At 55.0% G+C, this 22,972-nt stretch carries 19 protein-coding genes; 8 read left to right on the top strand and 11 right to left on the bottom strand.

What is annotated here, in order from left to right:
• Positions 1-353: 353 nt before the first annotated feature.
• On the bottom strand, positions 354-1,439 hold the full coding sequence (gene ispG, locus K1I37_RS07195) for a flavodoxin-dependent (E)-4-hydroxy-3-methylbut-2-enyl-diphosphate synthase (RefSeq protein WP_021297609.1): 1,086 nt from the start codon (positions 1,437-1,439) through the stop codon (positions 354-356).
• A gap of 224 nt (positions 1,440-1,663) precedes the next feature.
• Here ispG and K1I37_RS07190 point away from each other — a divergent pair, with 224 nt between their 5' ends.
• Both K1I37_RS07190 and K1I37_RS07185 read left to right on the top strand, forming a co-directional pair.
• Positions 1,664-1,858 carry a YjzC family protein gene (locus K1I37_RS07190; RefSeq protein WP_021297608.1) on the top strand — a complete coding sequence of 65 codons (195 nt, stop codon included), beginning with the start codon at positions 1,664-1,666 and terminating at the stop codon, positions 1,856-1,858.
• A gap of 208 nt (positions 1,859-2,066) precedes the next feature.
• A complete protein-coding gene (locus tag K1I37_RS07185) occupies positions 2,067-3,284 on the top strand; it encodes an ornithine--oxo-acid transaminase (RefSeq protein ID WP_021297607.1) in 1,218 nt (405 codons plus the stop codon).
• Positions 3,285-3,321: 37 nt separating this feature from the next.
• Here K1I37_RS07185 and K1I37_RS07180 read toward each other — a convergent pair whose 3' ends face one another.
• Both K1I37_RS07180 and cyoE read right to left on the bottom strand, forming a co-directional pair.
• The gene (locus K1I37_RS07180; protein WP_021297606.1) at positions 3,322-4,806 is read right to left on the bottom strand and encodes an ArnT family glycosyltransferase; all 1,485 of its coding nucleotides are present in this window, start codon (positions 4,804-4,806) and stop codon (positions 3,322-3,324) included.
• Positions 4,807-4,999: 193 nt separating this feature from the next.
• Positions 5,000-6,022, bottom strand: coding sequence for a heme o synthase (gene cyoE, locus K1I37_RS07175; protein WP_021297605.1), 1,023 nt, complete (start codon positions 6,020-6,022; stop codon positions 5,000-5,002).
• 266 nt (positions 6,023-6,288) lie between these two features.
• Here cyoE and K1I37_RS07170 point away from each other — a divergent pair, with 266 nt between their 5' ends.
• The 3 genes from K1I37_RS07170 to acnA all read left to right on the top strand — a co-directional run bounded on the left by K1I37_RS07170 (position 6,289) and on the right by acnA (position 11,533).
• Positions 6,289-7,251: an MraY family glycosyltransferase gene (locus tag K1I37_RS07170; RefSeq protein WP_021297604.1), complete on the top strand. Its 963-nt coding sequence runs from the start codon at positions 6,289-6,291 to the stop codon at positions 7,249-7,251.
• 103 nt (positions 7,252-7,354) lie between these two features.
• Complete coding sequence (locus K1I37_RS07165; RefSeq protein ID WP_021297603.1) at positions 7,355-8,494, top strand: THUMP domain-containing class I SAM-dependent RNA methyltransferase; 1,140 nt, start codon at positions 7,355-7,357, stop codon at positions 8,492-8,494.
• A 312-nt stretch (positions 8,495-8,806) separates the two neighbouring features.
• On the top strand, positions 8,807-11,533 hold the full coding sequence (acnA, locus tag K1I37_RS07160) for an aconitate hydratase AcnA (protein ID WP_021297602.1): 2,727 nt from the start codon (positions 8,807-8,809) through the stop codon (positions 11,531-11,533).
• Positions 11,534-11,649: 116 nt separating this feature from the next.
• Here acnA and K1I37_RS07155 read toward each other — a convergent pair whose 3' ends face one another.
• Positions 11,650-12,816 carry an iron-containing alcohol dehydrogenase gene (locus tag K1I37_RS07155; RefSeq protein WP_021297601.1) on the bottom strand — a complete coding sequence of 389 codons (1,167 nt, stop codon included), beginning with the start codon at positions 12,814-12,816 and terminating at the stop codon, positions 11,650-11,652.
• A gap of 211 nt (positions 12,817-13,027) precedes the next feature.
• On the opposite strand from K1I37_RS07155, the gene K1I37_RS07150 reads away from it, so the two are divergent.
• Complete coding sequence (locus K1I37_RS07150) at positions 13,028-14,326, top strand: BaiN/RdsA family NAD(P)/FAD-dependent oxidoreductase (RefSeq protein WP_040441552.1); 1,299 nt, start codon at positions 13,028-13,030, stop codon at positions 14,324-14,326.
• A gap of 361 nt (positions 14,327-14,687) precedes the next feature.
• Here K1I37_RS07150 and K1I37_RS07145 read toward each other — a convergent pair whose 3' ends face one another.
• The 3 genes from K1I37_RS07145 to K1I37_RS07135 all read right to left on the bottom strand — a co-directional run bounded on the left by K1I37_RS07145 (position 14,688) and on the right by K1I37_RS07135 (position 17,099).
• Positions 14,688-15,521, bottom strand: coding sequence for an SGNH/GDSL hydrolase family protein (locus K1I37_RS07145; protein ID WP_152498839.1), 834 nt, complete (start codon positions 15,519-15,521; stop codon positions 14,688-14,690).
• Positions 15,522-15,651: 130 nt separating this feature from the next.
• Positions 15,652-16,800, bottom strand: coding sequence for an MFS transporter (locus K1I37_RS07140; RefSeq protein ID WP_021297598.1), 1,149 nt, complete (start codon positions 16,798-16,800; stop codon positions 15,652-15,654).
• Between the two features lie 107 nt (positions 16,801-16,907).
• Positions 16,908-17,099, bottom strand: a complete 192-nt coding sequence (locus tag K1I37_RS07135; protein ID WP_031219022.1) for a hypothetical protein — start codon at positions 17,097-17,099, stop codon at positions 16,908-16,910.
• 111 nt (positions 17,100-17,210) lie between these two features.
• Between K1I37_RS07135 and K1I37_RS07130 the strand changes: the two genes are divergently transcribed.
• A complete protein-coding gene (locus K1I37_RS07130; protein ID WP_031219021.1) occupies positions 17,211-17,816 on the top strand; it encodes a Maf family protein in 606 nt (201 codons plus the stop codon).
• 126 nt (positions 17,817-17,942) lie between these two features.
• Here K1I37_RS07130 and K1I37_RS07125 read toward each other — a convergent pair whose 3' ends face one another.
• A complete protein-coding gene (locus tag K1I37_RS07125) occupies positions 17,943-19,112 on the bottom strand; it encodes a trans-sulfuration enzyme family protein (protein ID WP_021297595.1) in 1,170 nt (389 codons plus the stop codon).
• Between the two features lie 181 nt (positions 19,113-19,293).
• Here K1I37_RS07125 and K1I37_RS07120 point away from each other — a divergent pair, with 181 nt between their 5' ends.
• Positions 19,294-20,280 carry a DMT family transporter gene (locus K1I37_RS07120; protein ID WP_021297594.1) on the top strand — a complete coding sequence of 329 codons (987 nt, stop codon included), beginning with the start codon at positions 19,294-19,296 and terminating at the stop codon, positions 20,278-20,280.
• Here K1I37_RS07120 and K1I37_RS07115 read toward each other — a convergent pair.
• The 3 genes from K1I37_RS07115 to K1I37_RS07105 all read right to left on the bottom strand — a co-directional run bounded on the left by K1I37_RS07115 (position 20,182) and on the right by K1I37_RS07105 (position 22,894).
• On the bottom strand, positions 20,182-20,541 hold the full coding sequence (locus tag K1I37_RS07115) for a DUF423 domain-containing protein (RefSeq protein ID WP_031219019.1): 360 nt from the start codon (positions 20,539-20,541) through the stop codon (positions 20,182-20,184). The genes K1I37_RS07120 and K1I37_RS07115 overlap by 99 nt on opposite strands.
• 47 nt (positions 20,542-20,588) lie before the next feature.
• A complete protein-coding gene (locus K1I37_RS07110) occupies positions 20,589-22,034 on the bottom strand; it encodes an amidase family protein (protein WP_021297593.1) in 1,446 nt (481 codons plus the stop codon).
• A gap of 173 nt (positions 22,035-22,207) precedes the next feature.
• Entirely contained in the window at positions 22,208-22,894 is a 687-nt protein-coding gene (locus tag K1I37_RS07105; RefSeq protein WP_021297592.1) for a hypothetical protein, read from the bottom strand.
• Positions 22,895-22,972: the final 78 nt, after the last annotated feature.

Genomic DNA, 22,972 nt, shown 5'->3' with positions numbered 1-22,972 from the left:
ATCAGTCAATAAGGTAAATTTCATACCCTAACTGGTCCGCAGAGCGTGCGATTGTCCTATTAAGACAAGGCACCCAGCGCGTCACACCGCTTGAGTGCAGCGTAGCCTCCTTCGATCCCGCCGCACCACAAGCCTATCCCTACCCGCTCACCCCGGCACTCCCCTGCTCAACCAAACGAGGCCCGACGCTCACCGCCGGGCCAACCATCTACATCTTCTTCTCGCTCGTCTGGCCGTCTGCGGCTCGGCCTCCATCGCGGTTCACGCTCGCCTTATGACCTGAGCGCCTCGACCATCGCCACACAGAGGAGCCTCTTTACACGAGGCCCCCGCGCGACGACCGCAACGCCAACTCAGTCAATCGATCCGGTCTCCTGATAGCGTTTCGCCATCATGTCGATCTCGCGCTTCAATTCCGTGACCAAATCGGCCTCTGGAATCTTGCGCACCACTTCACCCTTGCGGAACAAGAGACCTTCTCCACGCGCACCTGCAATGCCGATATCAGCTTCGCGCGCTTCGCCCGGGCCGTTCACCGCACAACCGAGCACAGACACCTTGATAGGCGCCTTGATGTTTTGCGTATATGCCTCAATCTCATTCGCAATACTAATTAAGTCAATATCAATCCGACCGCAAGTTGGGCATGACACAATCGTGACCGCATCCGAAACGATGTGGAACGTCTTCAACAACTCGCGAGCAACCTTGATTTCCTCTACAGGATCCGCACTCAACGACACGCGCATCGTATTGCCGATACCCATGCTGAGCAATGTGCCGAGCCCAGCAGAACTCTTAATGGTTCCACTGAACAATGTGCCAGATTCCGTGATACCCAAATGCAGCGGGTAGCGGAACGTCTCCGCGGCCAAGCGATACGCATCAATCGCCATCGGCACATCCGACGCCTTCATGGAAATGATGATGTCGTCAAAATCAAGGTCTTCCAGGATTTTCACGTGGTGCTGTGCACTCTCCAACATGCCCTGCGCCGTCGGGTATCCGTACTTCTCCAAAATATGTTTCTCCAAGGAACCTGCGTTGACGCCGATACGAATGGGAATACCACGCTCTTTACAGGCCTTGACCACCGCTTCTACCCGATCACGCTTACCGATGTTTCCTGGGTTAATGCGAACCTTATCGATGCCATTCTCGATTGCTTCAAGCGCCAGCCGATAGTCGAAGTGAATATCTGCGACCAGCGGAATGTGAATCTGCCGCTTGATGTCCTTAATCGCTGCGGCAGCTTCCTTTGTGTTCACTGTCACGCGCACGACTTGGCAGCCAGCGTCTTCGAGTCGGTGAATCTGTTCCACCGTCCCCTTCACATCCGCAGTCTTCGTCATGGTCATACTTTGGATGATGACTTGGTCGTTCCCACCAATGGTGATGTCACCAACCCGCACCGGTTTTGTTTGCTCTCGACGATACATCGCGTTCTCGTCTCCCTATATACATCGTGTGTTGGTGCGCGCGAAAACACAACAAACAAACGACAAATGATGAATTTACTCTCGAACACACCATTCTGATCTTACCGAAAGTAAACGAGCCATTCAACCTTCAATGTGAAATCGTGCAATGTCCGGCCACCCTGCCAACCATCTCCTGTCTGCAGCCGTGCGTACGGGTCACACTATGCACGAGGTGATGTGTGATGGGAGAGAGATCTGAATTTAATCCCGGCTACAAAGTCCCAAACACGGGTGTTTACATCGAAGTTGGCGAGCACCCAGACAGCGACGGCCTAACCGCACCCAAACGCGTCCGTCTGCACAAAGGAGACAGGTTCCCAACGACGACCAATGAGAACCGCAAGTGGCATCGGGTAAAGACGCCGCTAAAACATTGAGTGAACAACGACGTTCACGCTGACGCATCGTCTTCTCCGGGCAGGCCCGAAGCGCCGTGGGCCTGCCCTTTTCCAGTGTCCCACCAAACTCGCGCTTGCTGGTGGACTCACCCAGTGCACATAATGATAAAGACAGCGCGGATTGACACCGTTCTCTAAAACCGTCACCCGATGCACAGTGTAGACATCTATGTGAGGGGGAACTGTCGTGACCAACTCGTCGTCGCAAACGCAGCAATTCATCGATTTGACCAATCGATACGGTGCGCATAACTATAAACCACTACCCATCGTCATCCACAAGGCCGAACGGATTTGGGTGGAAGATCCGGAAGGCAACCGCTACATGGATATGCTCAGCGCCTACTCAGCGTTAAATCAGGGGCATCGCCACCCGCGAATCATTCAAGCGCTGCGAGATCAGGCAGATCTCGTCACACTGACCTCCCGCGCCTTTCACAGTGACAAACTCGGCCTATTTTACGAAAAATTGTCGCAGTTGACGAAAAAAGATATGGTTCTGCCGATGAACACGGGCGCAGAAGCCGTGGAAACTGCCGTAAAGGCCGCACGCCGCTGGGCGTACGACGTCAAAAAAGTGCCTGATGGGCAAGCCGAGATCATCGTCAGTGAAGGGAACTTTCACGGGCGTACGGTGACCGCCGTATCCATGTCTTCGCACCCAGAATACCAACGCGGATTTGGCCCACTGACGCCAGGATTCAAAGTGATTCCTTATGGGGATATCGATGCACTCAAAGCGGCCATTACACCCAACACCGCCGCGTTTATCACGGAACCCATTCAAGGCGAAGCGGGAATTGTCATTCCGCCCGAAGGATTTTTGCGGGAAGCGTTCGAAACGTGCAAGAAAAACGACGTGCTATTTGTCACGGACGAAATTCAAACGGGCTTTGGTCGCACAGGCAAGTTGTTCGCCTGCGACTGGGAAGGCGTGGAACCCGACGTCTACATCCTCGGGAAAGCGCTGGGCGGCGGAGTCTTCCCCGTATCGGCCGTCGTTGCGAACCACGATGTGCTCGACGTGTTCGAACCGGGTTCGCATGGATCCACGTTTGGCGGCAACCCACTCGGTGCGGCGGTCGCTATCGCGTCGATGGACGTGATTGTCGAGGAGAAATTGGCGGATAGGTCACTCAATCTCGGCACGTACTTTATCCATCAACTGAAAACGATTCAAAACCCGCACATTGTAGACCTGCGCGGGCGCGGACTGTTTATTGGCCTCGAACTAGATGTCTCTGCTCGCCCATACTGCGAAGCGCTGATGCGAGAAGGGCTACTGTGCAAAGAGACACACGAAAACGTCATCCGCTTCGCACCACCATTGATTATCGAACAAGACGAACTGGACGACGCCGTTCGCCGCATCCGCAAAGTCATGGAGGCATCATCAGTCAGCTGAATCACCTGCGATGAGACGCGGCCAAGCGAGGCCCGTCTCATCTGCCAAGCCGGTACACCGTATAGCCCGCATATTGTGCAAAAGGATCGTGCGCTTGTAAATCGGACACAATGCGTGGATACTGCGAAGCATCTTCAACGACAACCACAACTGCCCCTTGTTGTTGTTTATCCGTCAGCCAGCCACGAAAGGCGCGCGGGTTGTCTCCACTCAGCCATCGCCAACCATCGCGTTTCGCATAATCAAAAATCATCGGATCCGGCCCCACCCACACAATGTCAGCCATTTTGGGCAACGTGCGCGACAAGTGGAGGCCAAGCGCATATGGCGCCGCTTCAGCTGGCGTGTACATCGGGGGTGTGGCGTACGCGCAAAACGCGATCATCCCTGCGACGAGAACAGATACGACCGTTCGGGTGAAGCGAGATGCGCGCCTCCACAGGGTGACCAACGCATTGGCGCACAACAAGGCGGCGGGAACCGTCATCACCATGTAGTAGTAGTGCAGCGCATTGTTTGTAGCCACCCATGTGACAAAACAAAATCCGCCGAGCGCCCACCACGCACTGACGCGGTTGAACAAACGTACGGCTTGTGTAGACGGTGCGGGTTTGTAGAAAAGTTGTCCAAGTGAAATGAGTGCGCCTAGCGTCACCGCATACCCAAGCGCGTTGGTCGACATGAAGATGAACGCTTGTGCATACTTACTCGGATTTAAAATTTCGCCGATGTGTTTCAAAAAATAGGCGTCTGTATCCCCGCTTACAAACGTGTGATCGGCGTGGGCGCCTTCGTATGCCATATATCCATAGACGATGCCAACGCTTACGACGATACACACAAGCGCTTTCCACGAGACCAGTGACCGCCAACCGCAGCGCCCGACAAGCAGCGCCAAAATTCCTGGCAAAACCGTCACTGCGGGAAGTTTGGCGAGCATCGTGAGGGTCAAAACGCCCGTGCAATACAGAGTCGTCGTCCAGGACGGTTTGCGTGTCCATCTGTCAAACGCAAGCACCGCCCACAGCATGCACGTCGTCATAAACACTTCCGGCATCAATGCTTGCCCATAGTAAATATCGTACGGAATAAGCAAATAGCAGAGTGCTGCGACGAGGCCTTTTCGAGCATTGGCAAGGCGCGCACCCACACGGTAGACAAGCCAAACGTTGATGGTGAAACATATGGACGGCACGACGTGCAAGAACGGTACGTGCCAGCCAAATAGCCTCATCAATCCAGCGGTCAGCCACGGAAGGGCTTGCAGTTCGAGCTGAACGCTCTGGCCGCTTGATCCATCGTAAAAAAACTGCGGATGGAAGAGGTTCATCGCACCGTGCACGAAATGAAAAACGACGCTTTCTTCATCCGTCTGTCGCCAAGCATCAATCGTTATCAATGGATTGTGCAAGGATGGCAGGTGAATCAGAATGGAAACCACAAGCAGACCCCACAACGCCACACGCTCCAAGGGTTGTGCACGAATCCACGCATATGAACGCACTTGCAATGCCAACCGCATGTACGACCTGCCTCCTCGGCTTCCCACCATCCGCCTGAAAATTCTTCAAAAGATTCGTAGATTCGCATCCAAGATAAAGATAGCCAAAACCGCAGCGCTCAAACAAGTCTCCTTGCCTGACTGCGATTTTGGCTATCGTTTGCCGATTATGTCGTTTCCTTGAGATCCATGAAGAGACCCATGAAGAGATCCATTAAAAAACGGATACTGACACCACAAGAACAATACACAGGGCCATCAAATAGACCAACGAAAACCGAAATACTTTGTTGGCCCAAATGAGGTCTTGTTCCTCAGGAATAAAGAGTCCGCGAATGGCTTGGACGAGAAAAATAATGCCCAAGACGGCCATGACGATAAAATAAATCCAACCTTCGTAATGCAACGTGGTCAGCATCAAGGACACAGGTAACATCGCGGCTGTGTAGATGGCAATCTGGCGTTTCGTCTCACGGAATCCTGCCACTACAGGCAGCATGGGAATCCCCGCCGCGCGGTAGTCCTCCGTCTTTTTCATCGCCAGCGGCAAAAAGTGTGGCGGCTGCCACAAGAAAAACGTAAAGAACAAAGCCCAAGCGCCTAACCCTAATGATCCGCCACTGCCCGCAGCCCAGCCGATGAGCGGCGGCATGGCACCAGATACGCCGCCAAGCACAGTATTCAGCGTCGTGTGTCGCTTAAACCACACCGTGTAGAGATACGAGTAGACGAACAGTCCAACAAAAGCACAAGCTGCCGCCTGCCAGTCAATAAGGAAGAAAAGCACGCCGAGTCCGACTGCGCTCATCGACAGGCCTATTGCCAACGCTGCACCTGGCGCTACCTTCCCTTGCGCGACCGCGCGCTTGTGTTTGGTGCGGTCCATCAATTGGTCAATATCGCGATCATAATAGTTGTTGAGTGCTGCCCCACCAGCCACGACCAAAGCCGTCCCGACGAGCGTGAATAAAAGAGCCAAGGGCGATGGATGCCCGTGCGAGGCCACCCACATACCCGCAAACGTCGCCAACAAATTAGCGATGGTGATGCCCCACTTCATGATGGACATATAATCGCGAAATGTGGCCTTCGCCGCGAGTTCCTGAGCGCGCGACTCATCAATCGCCATCCCATTTGCCTGCATGCAAATCACTTCCTTTTCAAAACGAAACTTGAAGGCGGTAAACACCGCACTATCGCCGCGAACTGTACAGTAAACTCTATCTACTTGCAGCATACAGACGCCGAGCGCTCCTGACGCACACGACAACTATCTTTGCAAAGATAGACAAGAAACACAACTAAACGGTCGGATTTGTCATCTAACCGACAAACATGGCGGTTTATTGGCACCAGTGGACACATTGCAGTATAGCCTGCTGGACAATGGTTTAGTATAATTCCTGGTGAGTTGCGTTTAACGGATGCTGTTTTTGGCCGACTGAACCACGGTTTCTCGCGTTCGGGCCATCTCTTACCCTTATACCTAAGGAGCGAATCCGAATGCCTCTATGGCTGTCGGGCGTGATCGCATTTTTGGTCGCCTTTGCGTTAGCACCTCGAATGCGCGCGCTGGCCATCAAGTGGAAATTTGTAGATCTCCCCAACGAACGAAAAATTCACCATGATCCTCTGCCGCTATTGGGCGGCGCAGCAATGTTCGCCGGCATTATCGCCGTGGCGCTGGTGGGTTTCTTTTGGAACAACTGGTTGAAAACGCCGTATGCCGGCGTCATGATTGGCGCAATATTACTGTTTGCAATTGGTATCCTCGACGACTTCTTCAAGACGCGGGGCAAAGATTTTTCGGTCTCCATTCGCTTCGGCGTACAAATTCTCTCCGCCCTCTTGATTCCCTTGTTCGGCGGCGGAATTCAAGGATTTACAGCGCCGTTTGGCGGCCATCACTTCGTGGCGTTTTCCACGGTTTTATCGGTGGTTATCACCGTTGTCTGGATTGTTGGCGTGACCAACGTCTTTAACTTTCTCGATGGCGTGGACGGCTTGGCAGCGGGTATTGCGGCGATTTCCGCCACGACGCTGTTCTTCATCGCCATCGTCAAAGGCGACGCCCTCTCCGCCTGGTTTGCCATCGCGGTCACTGGCGCCGCAGTCGGCTTTCTGCGACACAACTTCTACCCTGCGCGAATTATCATGGGTGACGCTGGATCGACTGTCCTTGGCTATTTACTGGGTGCCATCGCATCCGTCGGCGCCTTTAAGTCAGCAACGGTGATTTCGATTGGCGTGCCTGTCCTTGCGCTCGGCGTACCCATCTTCGATGCCGTGGTCGTCGTACTGGCGCGCGCAAAAGCTGGGAAACCTGTCTATAAACCAGATCAGAGTCATGTGCATCACCGCTTGCTGCGCGCTGGCTTGTCGCAAGTGCAAACCGTCACGGTGGTGTATTTAATCAGCGCCTGTTTTTCACTCGTGTCGATGATTGTCCTGTTGCTGACGCGCTGACGCACACGGTACCCGAACAAAAGAGCGGCGTTTGCCGCTCTTTTGTCATGTATCGCCTCGTCGGCTATCATGACGGACGTAATCGAATGAAAAGGAGATTTCTATGCAATCTTGGAACCTTGTCGCAACCTGCGCCTTTGGCTTGGAAGCCCTGACGGCGCGCGAACTGCAAAACTTAGGGTACGAAACCAAAAGTGAGAACGGATTTGTCCGATTTACGGGCGACGACTCCGCTATCGCCCGCAGCAACCTCTGGCTGCGTACGGCAGAGCGCGTATTCATCGAACTCGCGTCATTCGAGGCGAAGACCTTTGAAGACCTCTTTCAGGGCGTAAAAAACATTCCCTGGGAAAATATCCTGCCGAAGAACGCGGAATTTCCGGTCGTCGGTAAATCCGTAAAATCGATTTTACATAGTGTGCCCGCCTGCCAAAGTATCACCAAGAAGGCCGTCGTCGAACGGCTCAAGCAGGCATACCACCAAGAGACGTTCGAAGAGAGCGGCGCACTCTACCGCATCGAAGTCTCGCTCATCAAAGACGTCGCGACGATTCGGATCGACACGAGTGGCGACGGCCTGCATCGGCGTGGTTATCGGCGATTGAACGCCACCGCGCCTCTGCGCGAAACCCTCGCCGCGGCACTCGTTTTGCTCAGCCGTTGGGATGCGCACCGCCCATTCTGGGATCCCATGTGCGGATCCGGCACCATCGCCATCGAGGCTGCATTATACGGGCTTCGCCGCGCGCCGGGCGCACTCCGCGCATTCGCTGCAGAGTCTTGGCCGACGCTCGATGACGCCGCATTCCCGAAAGCGCGCGATGAAGCCGCGAGCATGGAACGCAACATCCCGCTCAACATCATCGCGTCGGACGTAGATCCGGACGTGCTCGATTTAACGTATCGCCACCTCGAACTTGCTCACCTGGACGGACTCATCGAGGTGCGCAAGGAAGACGCGCGGCGCATCCAACCCACCGACGAGTACGGCTGCATTATCAGCAACCCGCCATATGGCGAGCGGTTGATGAGTATCGATGAGACAGAGCGACTCTACCGCGCTATCGGCAAAACGTTCCGCACGCTCGACACGTGGTCGGTGTTTATCCTCACGTCGAACCCGGGCTTTGAGCGCCTTTATGGCAAAAAAGCCGACAAGCGGCGAAAACTGTATAACGGCCGCATCGAGACGCAACTCTTTCAATACCTTGGCCCGCTACCACCGCGGCCTCCGCGCGCGTAAAGTCCATATAAAACGGCGTTTCGCACGGCCACTTCCACCCCTGAGTTCTTGCAACATCTCCTAATTGGTAGTAGAGTGACAAAGGACTGTTTTTCTGGGAATAGCAGTGAAGCATAAGGGGTGCGAAGTGGCATGCGCGCGCCGGATGCCCTGCTACCCTTTCTTCACGGCAATACCACGCGTCACACGGGAGAATTTCGAATCCTGATAGCCACATCGGCATTCCTGATGGACTCGAGACATCTCCTCCTCATCCGTTGCACAATGAAAGCATGAAAGACAAGGAAGTTACGCAGTAAAGGAGTGAACCACATGGGAACCAATCACAATCTGTTTGGCTCCAAACAGACCTTGAACGTGGGTCAGCAATCATTTACTTACTATCGTCTGAAATCGCTTCAGGACGAAGGCGTTGCTGATATCGCCCGCCTGCCGTTCTCCATCAAAATCTTGCTGGAAGCCGTTTTGCGCCAGTATGACGGTCGCGTCATCACCGAAGAGCATATCCGTCAATTGGCCAACTGGAACGCAAAATCTCCGGAGAAGGCGGACGTTCCGTTTAAGCCCGCTCGAATTCTTCTGCAGGACTTCACCGGTGTACCTGTGGTCGTCGATTTAGCGGCACTGCGTTCCGCAATGCACCGCCTCGGCGGCAACCCGGATCGCATTAACCCGTTGGTCCCTGTCGATCTCGTCATTGACCACTCCGTTCAAGTCGACGCCTTTGGTTCAGATGCCGCGCTCGAATTCAACATCAACCGCGAATTTGAACGGAACGAAGAGCGTTATAAGTTCCTCCGTTGGGCCGCAAAATCGTTTGACAACTTTAGCGCTGTCCCGCCTGGAACCGGTATCGTCCACCAAGTAAACCTCGAGTACCTGGCAAAGGTCGTCCAACAGCGCCAAGTCAACGGCGATGTCGTCATCTTCCCGGATAGCCTCGTCGGCACCGACTCGCACACGACGATGATCAACGGCCTCGGCGTACTCGGATGGGGCGTTGGCGGTATTGAAGCGGAAGCGTGCATGCTCGGCCAACCGCTCTACCTGTTGCAACCGGAAGTCATCGGCTTCAAGCTGACTGGCCGTTTGCCAGAAGGTGCAACCGCAACCGACCTGGCGCTCACCGTCGTCAACATGCTTCGCAAGAAGGGCGTCGTCGGCAAATTCGTCGAGTTCTACGGATCCGGCCTCTCGAACATCAGCCTGGCTGACCGTGCGACGATTGCCAACATGGGTCCTGAGTACGGCGCGACCATGGGCTTCTTCCCTGTCGACCAAGAGTCGCTCGACTACTTGCGCAGCACAGGCCGTAGTGAAGAGCTCATCGCGCTGGTTGAAAAATACACGAAGGAACAAGGTCTGTTCCGCACGGACGACATGGTAGATCCGGTCTTCACCGACACGCTCGAACTCGACCTAGGCGATGTGGAACCATCGATGGCCGGTCCGAAGCGCCCACAGGACAAGATCTTCCTGAAGGACATGAAGTCGACCTTCGAGAACGCCATGAACAAGCCGGTCAGCGAAGGCGGATTTGGCCTGAGCGAAGAGGCGCAGAAAAAAGTCGGCACGGTGAAGTACGCGGACGGATCGACCGCAGAACTGCACCAAGGCGCTACGGTCATCGCGGCTATCACGAGCTGCACCAACACCTCGAACCCATCTGTCATGATTGGCGCAGGTCTGTTGGCCAAGAAAGCCGCAGAAAAGGGCTTGACGACGCCGAAGTACGTGAAGACGAGCCTCGCACCGGGGTCACGCGTCGTGACGGATTACCTGGAAAAAGCACAATTGCTGAAGCCACTCGCGGAATTGGGCTTCGACGTCGTCGGTTACGGCTGCACCACTTGTATCGGAAACAGTGGCCCGCTGCCGGACGAAGTGAGCACGGCGATTCAGGAGAACGACTTGCTCGTATCCGCTGTTCTCTCGGGTAACCGAAACTTTGAAGGCCGCATCCACTCGCTGGTCAAAGCCAACTACCTCGCGTCGCCGCCGCTGGTCGTGGCTTACGCGCTGGCTGGCACGGTCGACATCGACCTGACAAGCGAGCCGATTGGCAAGGATAAAGACGGCAACGACGTCTTCTTGAAGGATATCTGGCCAAGCAACCAGGAAGTCCAGGAGACCATCCGCAACGTCGTCAGCCCGGAGATGTTCCGCAAGCAATATGAAGGCGTGTTTGACGGCAACGAGCGCTGGAACCAACTCGAAACCGCGCAAGGCCGTCTGTATGATTGGGACGAACAATCCACGTACATTCAGGAACCGCCGTTCTTCGTCGGCCTGACTGCGGATGTGCCAGACATCGCTCCAATCAACAACGCGCGCGTACTAGCCCTGCTCGGGGACTCGGTCACGACGGACCACATCTCGCCGGCTGGCAATATCGCACAAAAGAGCCCTGCTGGCCAATACCTGCAGGAACACGGCGTTGAACCGTACGACTTCAACTCTTACGGATCTCGCCGCGGCAACCACGAGGTCATGATGCGCGGCACGTTTGCAAACATCCGCATCCGCAACCAAGTGGCACCGGGTACGGAGGGTGGCTACACCACCTACTTCCCGACGGGCGAAGTGATGTCTATCTATGACGCCTCCATGAAGTACCAAGCGGAAAACCAACCGCTGGTCGTCATCGCAGGCAAGGAGTACGGTACAGGTTCCTCCCGTGACTGGGCGGCAAAGGGTACCTTCTTGCTCGGCGTCAAAGCGGTCATCGCAGAGAGCTTCGAACGCATCCACCGCAGCAACTTGGTCGGCATGGGCGTACTGCCACTGCAGTTCAAGAACGGCGAAAGTGCTTCGAGCCTCGGCATCACAGGCACGGAGAAGTTCACCATCCAAGGGCTCTCGAACGACTTGCAACCTCGTTCTGAAGTCACTGTACTGGCGACGCGCGAGGACGGATCTTCATTCACCTTCCAGACGGACGTCCGCCTGGATAGCGACATCGAAGTCGAGTACTACCGCAACGGTGGTATTCTGCAAACGGTGCTTCGCAACTTCGTCCGCGAAGAGCAAAACGCGTAAGACAGCCATATCATACAAAAGCGGCGCATAACCTCTTGGGTTATGCGCCGCTTTTCATTTGAATCTGATGTGATGCATCTCCGTGGAATGCAATGCGATGCGATGAATTGTAAGGCTTACAGTGCCGCCTTCAAGATGTTGTAGACGTCGTCCTTGCCCAACTTCTTGAATTGACCAATTTCGCCGAAGCGCACGGCTTGAGCTGCCATCGTCTCCAAGTTCTCGTCGCCGATGTCGTAATCAGCGAGGCGTTGTGGCGCGCCGATTTCCTTGTAGTACTCGCGCACTTTCGCAATCGCAATGTCTGCGAGTTCATCCGTGGACTTGCCTTCCGGATTCACGCCGAATGCCTCTGTCGCAAGACTAGCGAAGCGCGAAGGATTCTCGCTCTTCACGTACTCCATCCAGTGCGGGAAGATAATCGCCAATCCGCCACCGTGTGGGATGTCGTAGATGGCACTGACTTCGTGCTCCATCGCGTGGCAAGCCCAATCGCCGCGCAGCCCCATGTTAATCATGCCGTTGAGCGCCATCGTGCTGCAGTACATCAGCGTCTCCCGCGCATGGTAGTCATTCGGGCTGTCCAGCGCCGCCTTCGTGTTGTGGACAATCGTCTTAATGACACCTTCAATCAGGTGCTGCTGCAGCTCGGTGTGTTCCGTCTTGTGGAAATAGTGCTCAAAACAGTGTGCGAGCATGTCGCAGGCGCCGTACACAGTCTGATCACGCGGAACCGTATAGGTATTTTCCGGATCGCAGAAAGAGAATTTCGGGAAGGTATACGGCGATCCGCCGCCCAACTTCTCCTTCGTCTCCCAGTTGGTAATCACGCCGCCGGCATTCATCTCTGATCCGGTCGCCGCCAAAGTCAGAATCGTGCCCAACGGCAATGCCCCCGTGGCTTGCCCCTTACGCGCGTAAATCTCCCAGACATCGCCGTCGTATTTGACGCCCATCGCGATGGCTTTCGAGCAGTCGAGGACGGAGCCGCCGCCGACGGCGAGGATGAGATCGACATGTTCTGTACGGCAGATATCGACCCCTTTATGTACAGTGGTCAAACGCGGGTTCGGTTCGACACCAGACAACTCAAAGGTCGTCACCCCTGCCCCGTGTAAAATGTTCATCACCTTATCGTAGAGGCCGTTTCGCTTAATGCTGCCTCCGCCATAAACCACCAATACGCGTTTCCCGTACTTTAAAACTTCCTCGGCGAGGTGGGCTTCAATTTGGCCCTTACCATAATACAGCGCCGTTGGATTCTGAAAACGAAATGCATCCATTCTCCTGCGCCCTCCTTCATGTGTAAAACAACTCTATTATTGTATCAAGTCCATTCAAGTTTACAAAATGTAAGCGTAGGGCCGCAGTCCTTACCCGCATACCGCACAGACAAACTTGCTCTCGCCAGCCTGCTTCACTAGACTAAATCTGAAACGCCAACGATGGATTTGAAGTATGAGCAAAACGAATGAACTGAACTGATGGATGAGGATGAGTCGGTTGAAATATGACGTCATTGTCGTAGGTGCAGGCCCTGCTGGCCTGATGGCGGCTATCGCCGCAAAGGAAATGGGCGCTCGTGTCGCCTTAATTGAAAAAGGAAATAAGCCTGGTCGCAAACTCGGCATCTCTGGAGGAGGCCGCTGCAACGTCACCAACGCCAAGCCGCTTCCAGAACTGATGGAGAACATCCCTGGCAATGCCCGCTTTCTCCACTCCGCGCTGACCCGATTTTCCAACCAGGATATTATGATATTTTTCGAGGGACTCGGCATCCGCTTGAAAGAGGAAAATAGGGGTCGCGTCTTTCCCGTATCCGATAAAGCTGCTACCGTCGTCAAAGCCATTGTCGATAAAGTCTACACCTCTGGTGTCGACGTCATGCTCGACACACCTGTGGCACGCTTGCTCGCGCGCGACGGGCAGATAACCGGCGTGCGCCTGACTCGCGGGCAAACGGTGGAAGCGCCAGCCATTGTCATTGCGACAGGCGGCTGCAGCGTCCCGAAAACAGGCAGTACTGGCGACGCGTATCCTTGGGTACAAGCATTCGGCCACACGATTGTCGCGCCTTACCCTACCGAAGTGCCGCTCACGAGCGATGAACCGTTCATTGTCGAGCGCAAGCTCCAAGGGTTGTCCCTGCGCGGCATCGACGCCACCGTCTGGGATGACACCCGCAAAAAGCGCCTGACCACCGAGCACGGCGACATGTTGTTCACACATCTCGGACTCAGTGGCCCTGCCGCGTTGCGCTGCAGCCATTACGTTTCGACGGCGCGGCGCAAGAATCCGCAGGTGTCCCTGTCTGTGACACTCGATCTCTCCCCCACCTCCCCCCGCCCCGCCCTCGAGCAAACGCTCGCGGCCGGCCGAAAGCATCATCCGCGGCGCAGCATCGCGACGCATTTGGGGGAGATGTTTCCGGAGCGGCTGGTGGACTTTATCCTGCACAAGGCGAGCGTCCCGGCGAGCACGCAATTAGCCAACCTGAGCAAAGTCCACCTGGACGCCATCACCGCTTCTATCAAGGCTTGTCCCATCCACATCACCGGGACCCTTCCGCTGGAGCAGGCGACCGTCACAGGCGGCGGCGTGAGCGTGAAAGAGATCGACCCAAAGACCATGCAATCGAAACTCGTGCGCGGCCTCTACTTCGCCGGCGAAGTCATGGACGTCCACGCGCACACCGGCGGCTACAACATCACCGTCGCCTTCTCAACCGGCCACCTCGCTGGACAAAGTGCCGCCGAGCAGGTACTCTCCGCATCCCCCGCGCCCGCTCCGTGATGGTCGTGGGGCCGGGGCCGGCGGGATCGTGCGGCGTCGGGGCTCGGGATGCGACGGCGGTTGGGCGTGGGAGATCCCGTGCATCAAGGGCCCCGGCGTGGGCATGCGTGTCTTATTAAGACAATTGGCGGCGGTTTCAGCTCATTAAGGCACAAAAAATGCCTTATATCGCACCCAGGTCTCAAATTGCGGGCCCAGATGCGCATATAAGGTAGATTTTTGGTCTTAAGCACGCCAAGTTCACAAAAGCGACACAAATAAGGCAAAACTTCGACCCTAACCCGCGCCCACCGTCACCCTAACACTGGCTGGTCGGCGAGCAGGAACGTGCGGATGAAGTCCTGCGCCAGAAGCTGGGCCGCTAAATTGTGCCCGGCCGCGTTTGGGTGCCAACTGTCTTCCTCGTACATTTTGATATTTGGTGGTGTGATGTGATGTACTGATCCATTTGCTGCGCCAAGGGAATGACATAGATGTTCGGATTGTGAAACGCCGACACGACATCCATTTCCGCAACAATGTCCTTGTTTAGTGCCGCTCGGTAATAGGTCATTGAGGCATATGTGGAAGGCGGCGTCACAATGACGACCACCGCGTGCTCGTCCAGCGCATCCGCGATTTCATCGTGCAGTGCCTGGTTGGTTTGGCTCGTCGGCGTCTTCTTAAAAATATCGTCGAGCATGCCAAAGGAAATCACAAGCATGTTCGGTTTATCAGCGGCCAACAGCGTCGCCAAGCGGGTTTCGTGGCTCGGTGCGCTCGCGTTTGGCGGCTGATCATATTGAATGGGGCCATAACCCACTTTCGACTCGTTGATAAAGTTGTAGTGTACATCTTGAGTGGCATTCACCATGCGGAACGCCCTCGTCAAATAGCCACCTTCCGCCTTTGCGTCCCCATCGCCTTGAGCGGCCGATCCGCCAATGGCTACCACTGTGTACGTTTGGCCCTTCTCTGGCATAACCGGCCACGTTGTAAGCGGATTTTTCAGCGAAATTTTTGGGTAAAATGCCAACTGGCTGGCTAATGGATTCATCGGCGACTGAGATTCGCTTTGAACCGCGATTGCGGTCTGCTGTGCACCCACAGCCCTCGGCTGCCGATTGGCGTGCGCGAGCTCGACCGACGACACAGAGACAGCGAGTACCAACACCACGAATACGCCGCACAACCACCAGATTCTCCTTCTCCTCATCGCTTCTCCTGCCTCCATACAAGGGCTAATCCAGTCTGTAAGTCATCCAAAGGGTGAAGAACGACAAGCTACGCTATCTCTATCAGTTTAGCATACCGACTAGATTGCCCTCGCGATGCGCCAACAAGGACTAGGAAACCTTGTCGGGCGGCGTTTGGCGCATCGTGATCCGGCGAACGACCATGAGATAGGCATACGCGACAATGAAAAAGAGTGCAGACAGAATCATCAACCAATTGTAGTGATTGGCGTGCAGAAGGCTACCGCCAATAGACGATCCGATAGCGTTACCCACCCGCGTACCGAACACGCGCATGCCGAACATCTGCGAGAATTCGCTGGCGTGTACCAAATCGAGAAACATCGCATCGATCACCGGCGGCGGGATAGCCGTTGTGATGGTGACCAGGAAATACACCGCGACAAACGCGGCGGTGGTCATCGCGACGAGAAACAGGAGCGTCGAGATGGCGCTGAGCACAAACGACATAAACAGCGTCGCCTGCTGACGCAAACGTTGAATGAGTGGGCGCACAAGATAAGACCCGAGTGAAATCATAAACAAGCTCACGGCGTAAACGAGCGACGTGACAGCGCTTTGTTGATGGTAGCGCTGTTCGAGAATCAGCGTCGCAAATGGGTTGAACAACCCACCAGCGATGCCGAACAGAATGGCGTAACCCGCCATGAAGATAAGCGGTCTCGATGGAATTTGGAACACGCGTGCGCGGCGAGTGTCCGGCGCTTTGAGAAAAAAGCGAAACACCGGCGCGACCAGAGAACAACATGCACCAGCCAGCATCGTCGCGCGCAAGCCTTCCGCGTGAACAAACCAGCCCGCAAAGATGGCGCCCAAACCGATGAACACCATGTACAGTGCAGTAAAACGGCTGATGAGGTGGGACTTGTCGCGATTTTGCACGAGGGAACTCAAAACGACGTTCTCCGTGCTGGTCAACATGGATCCACCGATACCAGACAGCGCGGCCGTCACCATCCAAATTGGAACCGAGGTGACCAGGGAGGTACACAGCGCGCCAAGGCCAATGGTCAACGTGGCCCATTTAAAGACGATTGACGCACCCACTCTGTCGGCCACGGGGCCCATCAAAAGCGCCGAGCAGCCGCCAAAAAAAGCATTCATGGCGAACAAATAGCCAATCGTTCCGTCTGAGATGTGTGCGGCAGCATAAAAAAATGGCTGCGCGTATTGCACCATGCCAATGCCAAAACTCAGAAAAAATTCACTAAAAAAATAAAGAAAAAGTCCGCGGCGCATGATGAACCTCCAGGAATACGTGTGACGGTGCATCGAAGCACATCATACCAAGACCTGGACAAAGAAAAAAGAGCGAGCACATGGCCCGCTCCGATTTGACACAGCGTTCACTGAAAGTCTGAGACAGATGCACCATAGCTTCCGTCAAGCTTGCGACTGTACATTCCTTCTTTCGGCGTCCCGTAGCGCCGGGGCGCATCCTTCGGCCGGCCACTTCGCATGCTCATGCTCGCACTGGCACTCATCACAGGTCCTGAAGCTTCATCGCCGCGACCAATGGATTTCCGTCGAGATGTCATGTACAGTCCCCCTTCGATGATTTGTGTCAAATCAGGCATAATGTAACCAAACCGGTACAAAATCATGCTCGCATCGGAGCGAGCGCCACGCGTGAAAGGACGGACATCAGGATGAGTCAGATACATATCGTGTTGGCGTCCGGATCACCCAGACGTCGACAATTGCTCGACATGCTGTCACTGCCGTTTTCTGTCGTCGTGACCGACGCCGACGAGGAAATTCGGCCAGAGTGGACACCCGCACGAGCTGTCGAGGAACTCGCAGAGCGAAAATTGGCCGTGGCCCTGTCCCGAATCGACGTTCCGGACACCATCGCCATTGCTGCCGATACAGTGGTCGTCGTCGACGGATCCATCCTCGGCAAGCCTGCAAACGAACAGGAAGCATACGAAATGCTCGCGCGTCTGCAGGGACGCGCACACGAAGTCTATACAGGCGTCGCTATCTATAACATGAAAAACGGCGCTTCACGCACGTTTCACGAGATGACGCGCGTATGGATGCGACCGCAACGTGAGGAATGGTTGCGTTGGTATATCCGCACTGGCGAGCCAATGGACAAGGCAGGCAGCTATGCCATCCAAGGGATTGGAGCCCTGCTCGTCGAACGGATCGAGGGGGACTTCTACAACGTGGTCGGCTTGCCGATTGGACAACTCGCCGTCATCTTGGAAGAACTGGGCGCCTCCATACCATCCCTTCAAAATCGGGCCTAAATCAGGCTTAAATCAGACCTTGGCGCCAATCTGTACGACTTTGCAAAAAAGGCTCACGCCAGAAATCAATTCTGGTCGTGAGCCACAATCCATGAGGCTCGATATGACGCCCCAACAAGCGCTAAGTTACAGCCTTGCACCAGAAAGCACGCGGTCGCGTGCATAGTCGAGCGCCTCAGCCAAGTCGTCAATCAAATCACCAATGTGTTCAATGCCCACAGACAATCGCAGCAGCCTATCCGTCACGCCAATGGCGTTGCGGATGTCCTCTGGGATATCGAAGTGCGTTTGCCGCGCAGGGTACGTCATCAGCGACTCAACGCCGCCGAGGCTCTCGGCGAATGTAATCAGCTTCAGATGCTCCAAGATAAATGGCACCATCCGGGCATCAATGACGTCAAACGACACCATGCCGCCAAATCCAGACGCCTGGCGCGCACACACGTCGCGGCCAGGATGGTTGTCGAGTCCGGGGTAGTAAACCTTGGGCACGTCATCTCGCGCGTCGAGCCACCCCGCGATGGCATACGCGTTTTGCATGTGTCGCTCCATCCGCAGCGCCAACGTCTTCAAGCCGCGCACGAGCAGCCAAGCGTCTTGTGGGCCGAGAACCGCGCCAATCGAGTTTTGCACAAAGTAAATGCGCTCGCCCAATTCCGGCGTGGCTGTCACGACCAGCCCTGCCAATACGTCGTTGTGGCCACCTAGATACTTCGTGGCGGAGTGAATGACGATGTCTGCCCCCAAGTCGATGGGCCGCTGGAAAAACGGCGTCATGAACGTATTGTCGACCATCGTCAGCCAACCTCGCGACTGCGCGAGCTTGGAACAAGCTTCAATATCGGAAATCTGCATCGTCGGATTCGTCGGCGTCTCAATAAACAAGCCTTTTGTCGCATCCGTTGCCGCTGCTTCAATCTCCTCGAGGTGACCCGTATGTACATAGGTCGCGGTGATACCGAGTGGCCGCAAAATCTGCTCAAGCACACGGTACGTGCCGCCGTACAGATCGTTCGAGACAATGATGTGATCTCCAGGTTGAAACAGCGTCAACACAGCGTGGACAGCAGCCATGCCGGAGGCAAATGCAAATCCTCTCGCACCGCCTTCCAAGTCCGCGATGGCGTCCTCCAACAATCTGCGCGTCGGGTTGAGCGTACGCGTATAGTCATACCCGGTACTCTCGCCGAGCGCCGGATGAGCAAATGTCGTCGAGTGATAAATGGGAGCCGAAATGGCGCCCGTTGCCGGGTCAGACCCGTTGCCAATTTGCGCTAGACGCGTCTCAATTTTCATTTTGCTAATGTCTCCCTCGCAACGCTATGATTGTGCAAAGTTATAGAAACTGTACAAATCTCTGACGGTTCCGTCAAGGCTTTACGCGGGATCAATTGAAGCGTACAGTGTGTTTTGGGAATCCTTTGATTGATGTGTTAAAAGCGCGGACTTATATATTGTGTAGTAGGAGCGTTGTCCATTGAAATCGAACGTGACGACAAACCGGCAGACCGCACAGCCTGTCATCCTTATATCCTTGTTCATCGGGCTACTCGCCGTGTCGTTTTCCGCCATCTTTATTGAGTGGTCCAGTGCGCCATCCGCCGTCATCGGCATGTATCGGCTGTGGATGTCGGTCCTTTTGTTCCTGCCGTTTGCGCTGAAACGATGGTCCGAGTTTCTGAAACTAACCTTGCGCGACGTGTTCCTCGTCTGCCTATCGGGCATTTTTTTGGGGCTGCACTTTCTCTTCTGGATCCAATCTCTGAAAGAGACGTCTGTCGCCTCATCGATGATTATCATTTCGCTCGAACCGATTTTTGTCCTGATCGGATCCGTCGCAATCTTTCATCAAAAGGTGACAAAGACGGGGATACTCTGCATGCTGTGCGCCATCGTCGGCTGCGTTGTGGTCGCGTCGGCCGATTTTGGCAAGGGCGGCGAACACTTGTGGGGAGATATGCTGTCTCTCATCGGCACACTAGCCGTCTCTCTGTATATGCTGACAGGACAAAAAGTGAGAGGAACGGTCTCGGGCACGACGTACAACGTCCTCGTCTTCTTTGTAGCAGGCCTTGTTCTATTTCTGTTCAACATCGCTACCAAAACGCCGCTTTGGCATTACAGCGGCCGCAACTGGTTGATGTTCGCACTGTTGGCCGTCATCTCCACGGTACTGGGTCACGGCCTGTTTAACTGGCTGCTCGACACAGTGTCCGCGACGACCATCAGCATGACCATCTTGGGCGAGCCGGTTGGCGCAATTGTCCTCGCCTATCTCCTACTGGGCCAACCGGTCGTCCTGCTCCAAGGTGTTGGAGGCGTCCTCTGCCTCATTGGGGTCTTTTGGTTCCTGCGAACAAATCCGTCACACCAACCCAATAATGAAGAAAATCCACCCAGCCAGGAAGCAAACGCCGCCGATGGGCGTGATCGGCCCGAAGGCTTTGATGCCAGTGGTGCTTAAGAGGTAAAGGCTGCCGGAGAACAGCACAATACCAATGCTGAACAACCAGCCAGAGATATGCATCATGCGCCCGCCAATGCCCATACGGATAAGAATTCCGACCGCCAGCAAGGCGAGCGCATGGTACATTTGATACTGATCTCCCGTGTGAAACACACTGAGCATATCCGCAGAAATTCTATCTTTCAGCGCGTGCGCACCAAAGGCGCCTAACGCCACCGACAAAAACGCAAAAATTGCTCCTACCACTGCAAATCCCATGGTAAACCTCCCTAAAGTTCTAGCGGACAATCGATTTCCATCAAATCCTACTTTACCAAATCTGGTGGCTTTCGATGAACCGTCGCGCGCTCGTAATCATACGCCAAGTGAATCAACTTCCCCTCGGCAAATGCCGTACCCGTAAACGTGATGCCAAACGGCTTCCCTTCCTCAGTGTACCCAGCCGGCACTGTCAGAGACGGATATCCCGCTTTTGCTGCAATGCGACAGCCAAAGTAGGAAGGGAAGAGCAGCGCGTCGAGCCCGTGATCTTTGAGTGCTTTATCGATGCCCTGTGCGCGCGAGCACGCCAAATCCTGAAGACGCGCCTCCAGATACCTGGCTTCAGTCAACGTGCCACTCGTCTCTTCCGCCATGTGAAATAAAGCTTGTCCATATTTGAGTGCGACATCTGCGTGCTCCTCATTGTACCGAATCAAATCTGCCAACGTGCGATGCGGATTGGTCGGACTCGTCCGTGCCAGGTAGGCATTCAGGGCCACCTTAAACTCGTATACCATCACATCCATACCCGCGTTCATCTTTGCAGGTGGGAAGTCAGTGAGATCTACTACAACCGCCCCAAGTCGCGTCAAATCCTCGACGGCACGCTCGTAAAGCGCCTGTTCATCATCGGTTAACTCACTCGTGTAATTGCCGCGCACGACCCCAATACGCGCACCAGACAAGCCACCGGTAGAAAGCAGGGATGTATACTTCGGAAAAATTGGTTGGGTTGCGAGCGTCGCAGCGTCCTTTGTATCAACGCCAGCAATCACCTCCAAAATCCGTGCTGCATCTGCGACTGTGCGCGCCATTGGCCCCGCTGTATCCTGGCTCATCGAAATCGGGATAATGCCTGTGCGGCTGACCAACCCTACAGTCGGCTTGATACCGACCAGACTGTTATTGCTAGACGGGCTGAGAATAGAGCCGCTCGTCTCCGTGCCAATCGCCGCCACAGCGAAACCAACGGCTACGCCTGCGCCTGACCCAGCACTCGATCCGCCCACATCAAAGACACCCGGCCCGTATGGGTTCAACGTCTGTCCACCGCGTGAGCTATAGCCGTTCTTCATATGATCACTGATAAAGTTTGCCCACTCCGTGAGATTCGCCTTGCCGATGATAACCGCGCCTGCCGCGCGCAATCGGCGCACCACCTCAGCATCTGCCATAGCCCTGTGTTCCGCCATGGCCACAGAGCCAGCCGTCGTATGCATGGTGTCTGCCGTATCCAAATTATCCTTGACCAGCATCGGAATCCCATGCAACGGACCTCGCCATACACCGCGTTGTCTATCGCTATCTAGCGCCGCTGCGATCCACAGCGCATCTGGATTCACTTCAATCACCGCGCGCAAGCTCGCTCCTTGCGTGTTGTGTTTCGCAATTTGTTCGAAACACGCCACCGCAATCTCGTAAGCGCTCATCTCACCACGCTGTTGGCGTAAAATGAGCGTCTCAATATCCCAATCTAAGAGATGGTCCATCTATCGACCTGCCCCTTCCCACCGGCACCGAATTTTCACGAACGCGCCCCTTGTCCGAGTTTCGCACACTCCGTGCGGAATGACAAACCAAAACGATTTGCACAAAAAGAGGCCATCCCCCGCGCAGTCGCACTGCGCAAGAGATGGCCTGATTTGCGACGCGTGTCGCGGCCTTATTGGAAGTTGTTCAAGTCTTGACTGATATGGCCGCGAACGGTTTGAGGGTTCGTGCCAAATTGACCGAACGTGCTATTGGTCGCTTGCCCTTGCGAGAAACCTTGGGAGCTGCCGCCGTACTGACCGCGCAACGCGCCAGCCTGCTGCGAGGTCATCGCCCCCACTTGGTTCGAAAGGTCTTGCTGAATGTCCTGACGGACCTCTTGCACGTTGGTTCCGAATTGGCCAAACGCGCCGTTGTTTGCGCCTTGACCATACATAGCCTGGCCATATCCACCTTGGAACTGGCCGAGTTGTTGCCCCTGATTGCCTTGAACTTGCGCCGGTACAGACTGCATGACCTGTTGGAAAGCGCCTTGGTTATAGTGGCCGCCATACTGTTCTTGTGCCCCAAACGAAGCGTTGCTGTAACCAAGGTCTTGTGCGATGTGCTGTTGGACGACTTGGGGATTCGTCGCACCCGCATGCATCACGCTGTGGAAACCTTGACCAGCAAACTGTTGCGGATAGCCCTGACCAGCCATTTGCTGTGCGTAACCGCCGAACTGCTGTTGACCTTGGTTGAATGTTTCAGAAATGTGTTGACGGACTTGTTGTGGGTCCGTGCCAAACTGACGGAGCGTATTAAAACCGCCCTGCGTCTGATTGCTCGACCCAAACTGATTACCTGAGTACTGTTGCAATCGTATCAGCGTCCTTCCTAAGTAATGTAATCATGCGATCAAAGTATGCGCAGCTTATATCACCCACATGCACACGAT

It is taken from the genome of Alicyclobacillus acidoterrestris, assembly GCF_022674245.1.
Lineage (GTDB): Bacteria > Bacillota > Bacilli > Alicyclobacillales > Alicyclobacillaceae > Alicyclobacillus > Alicyclobacillus acidoterrestris.
Note: the sequence above shows the minus strand (reverse complement) of the source record. Positions and strands in the feature narration are given on the sequence as shown.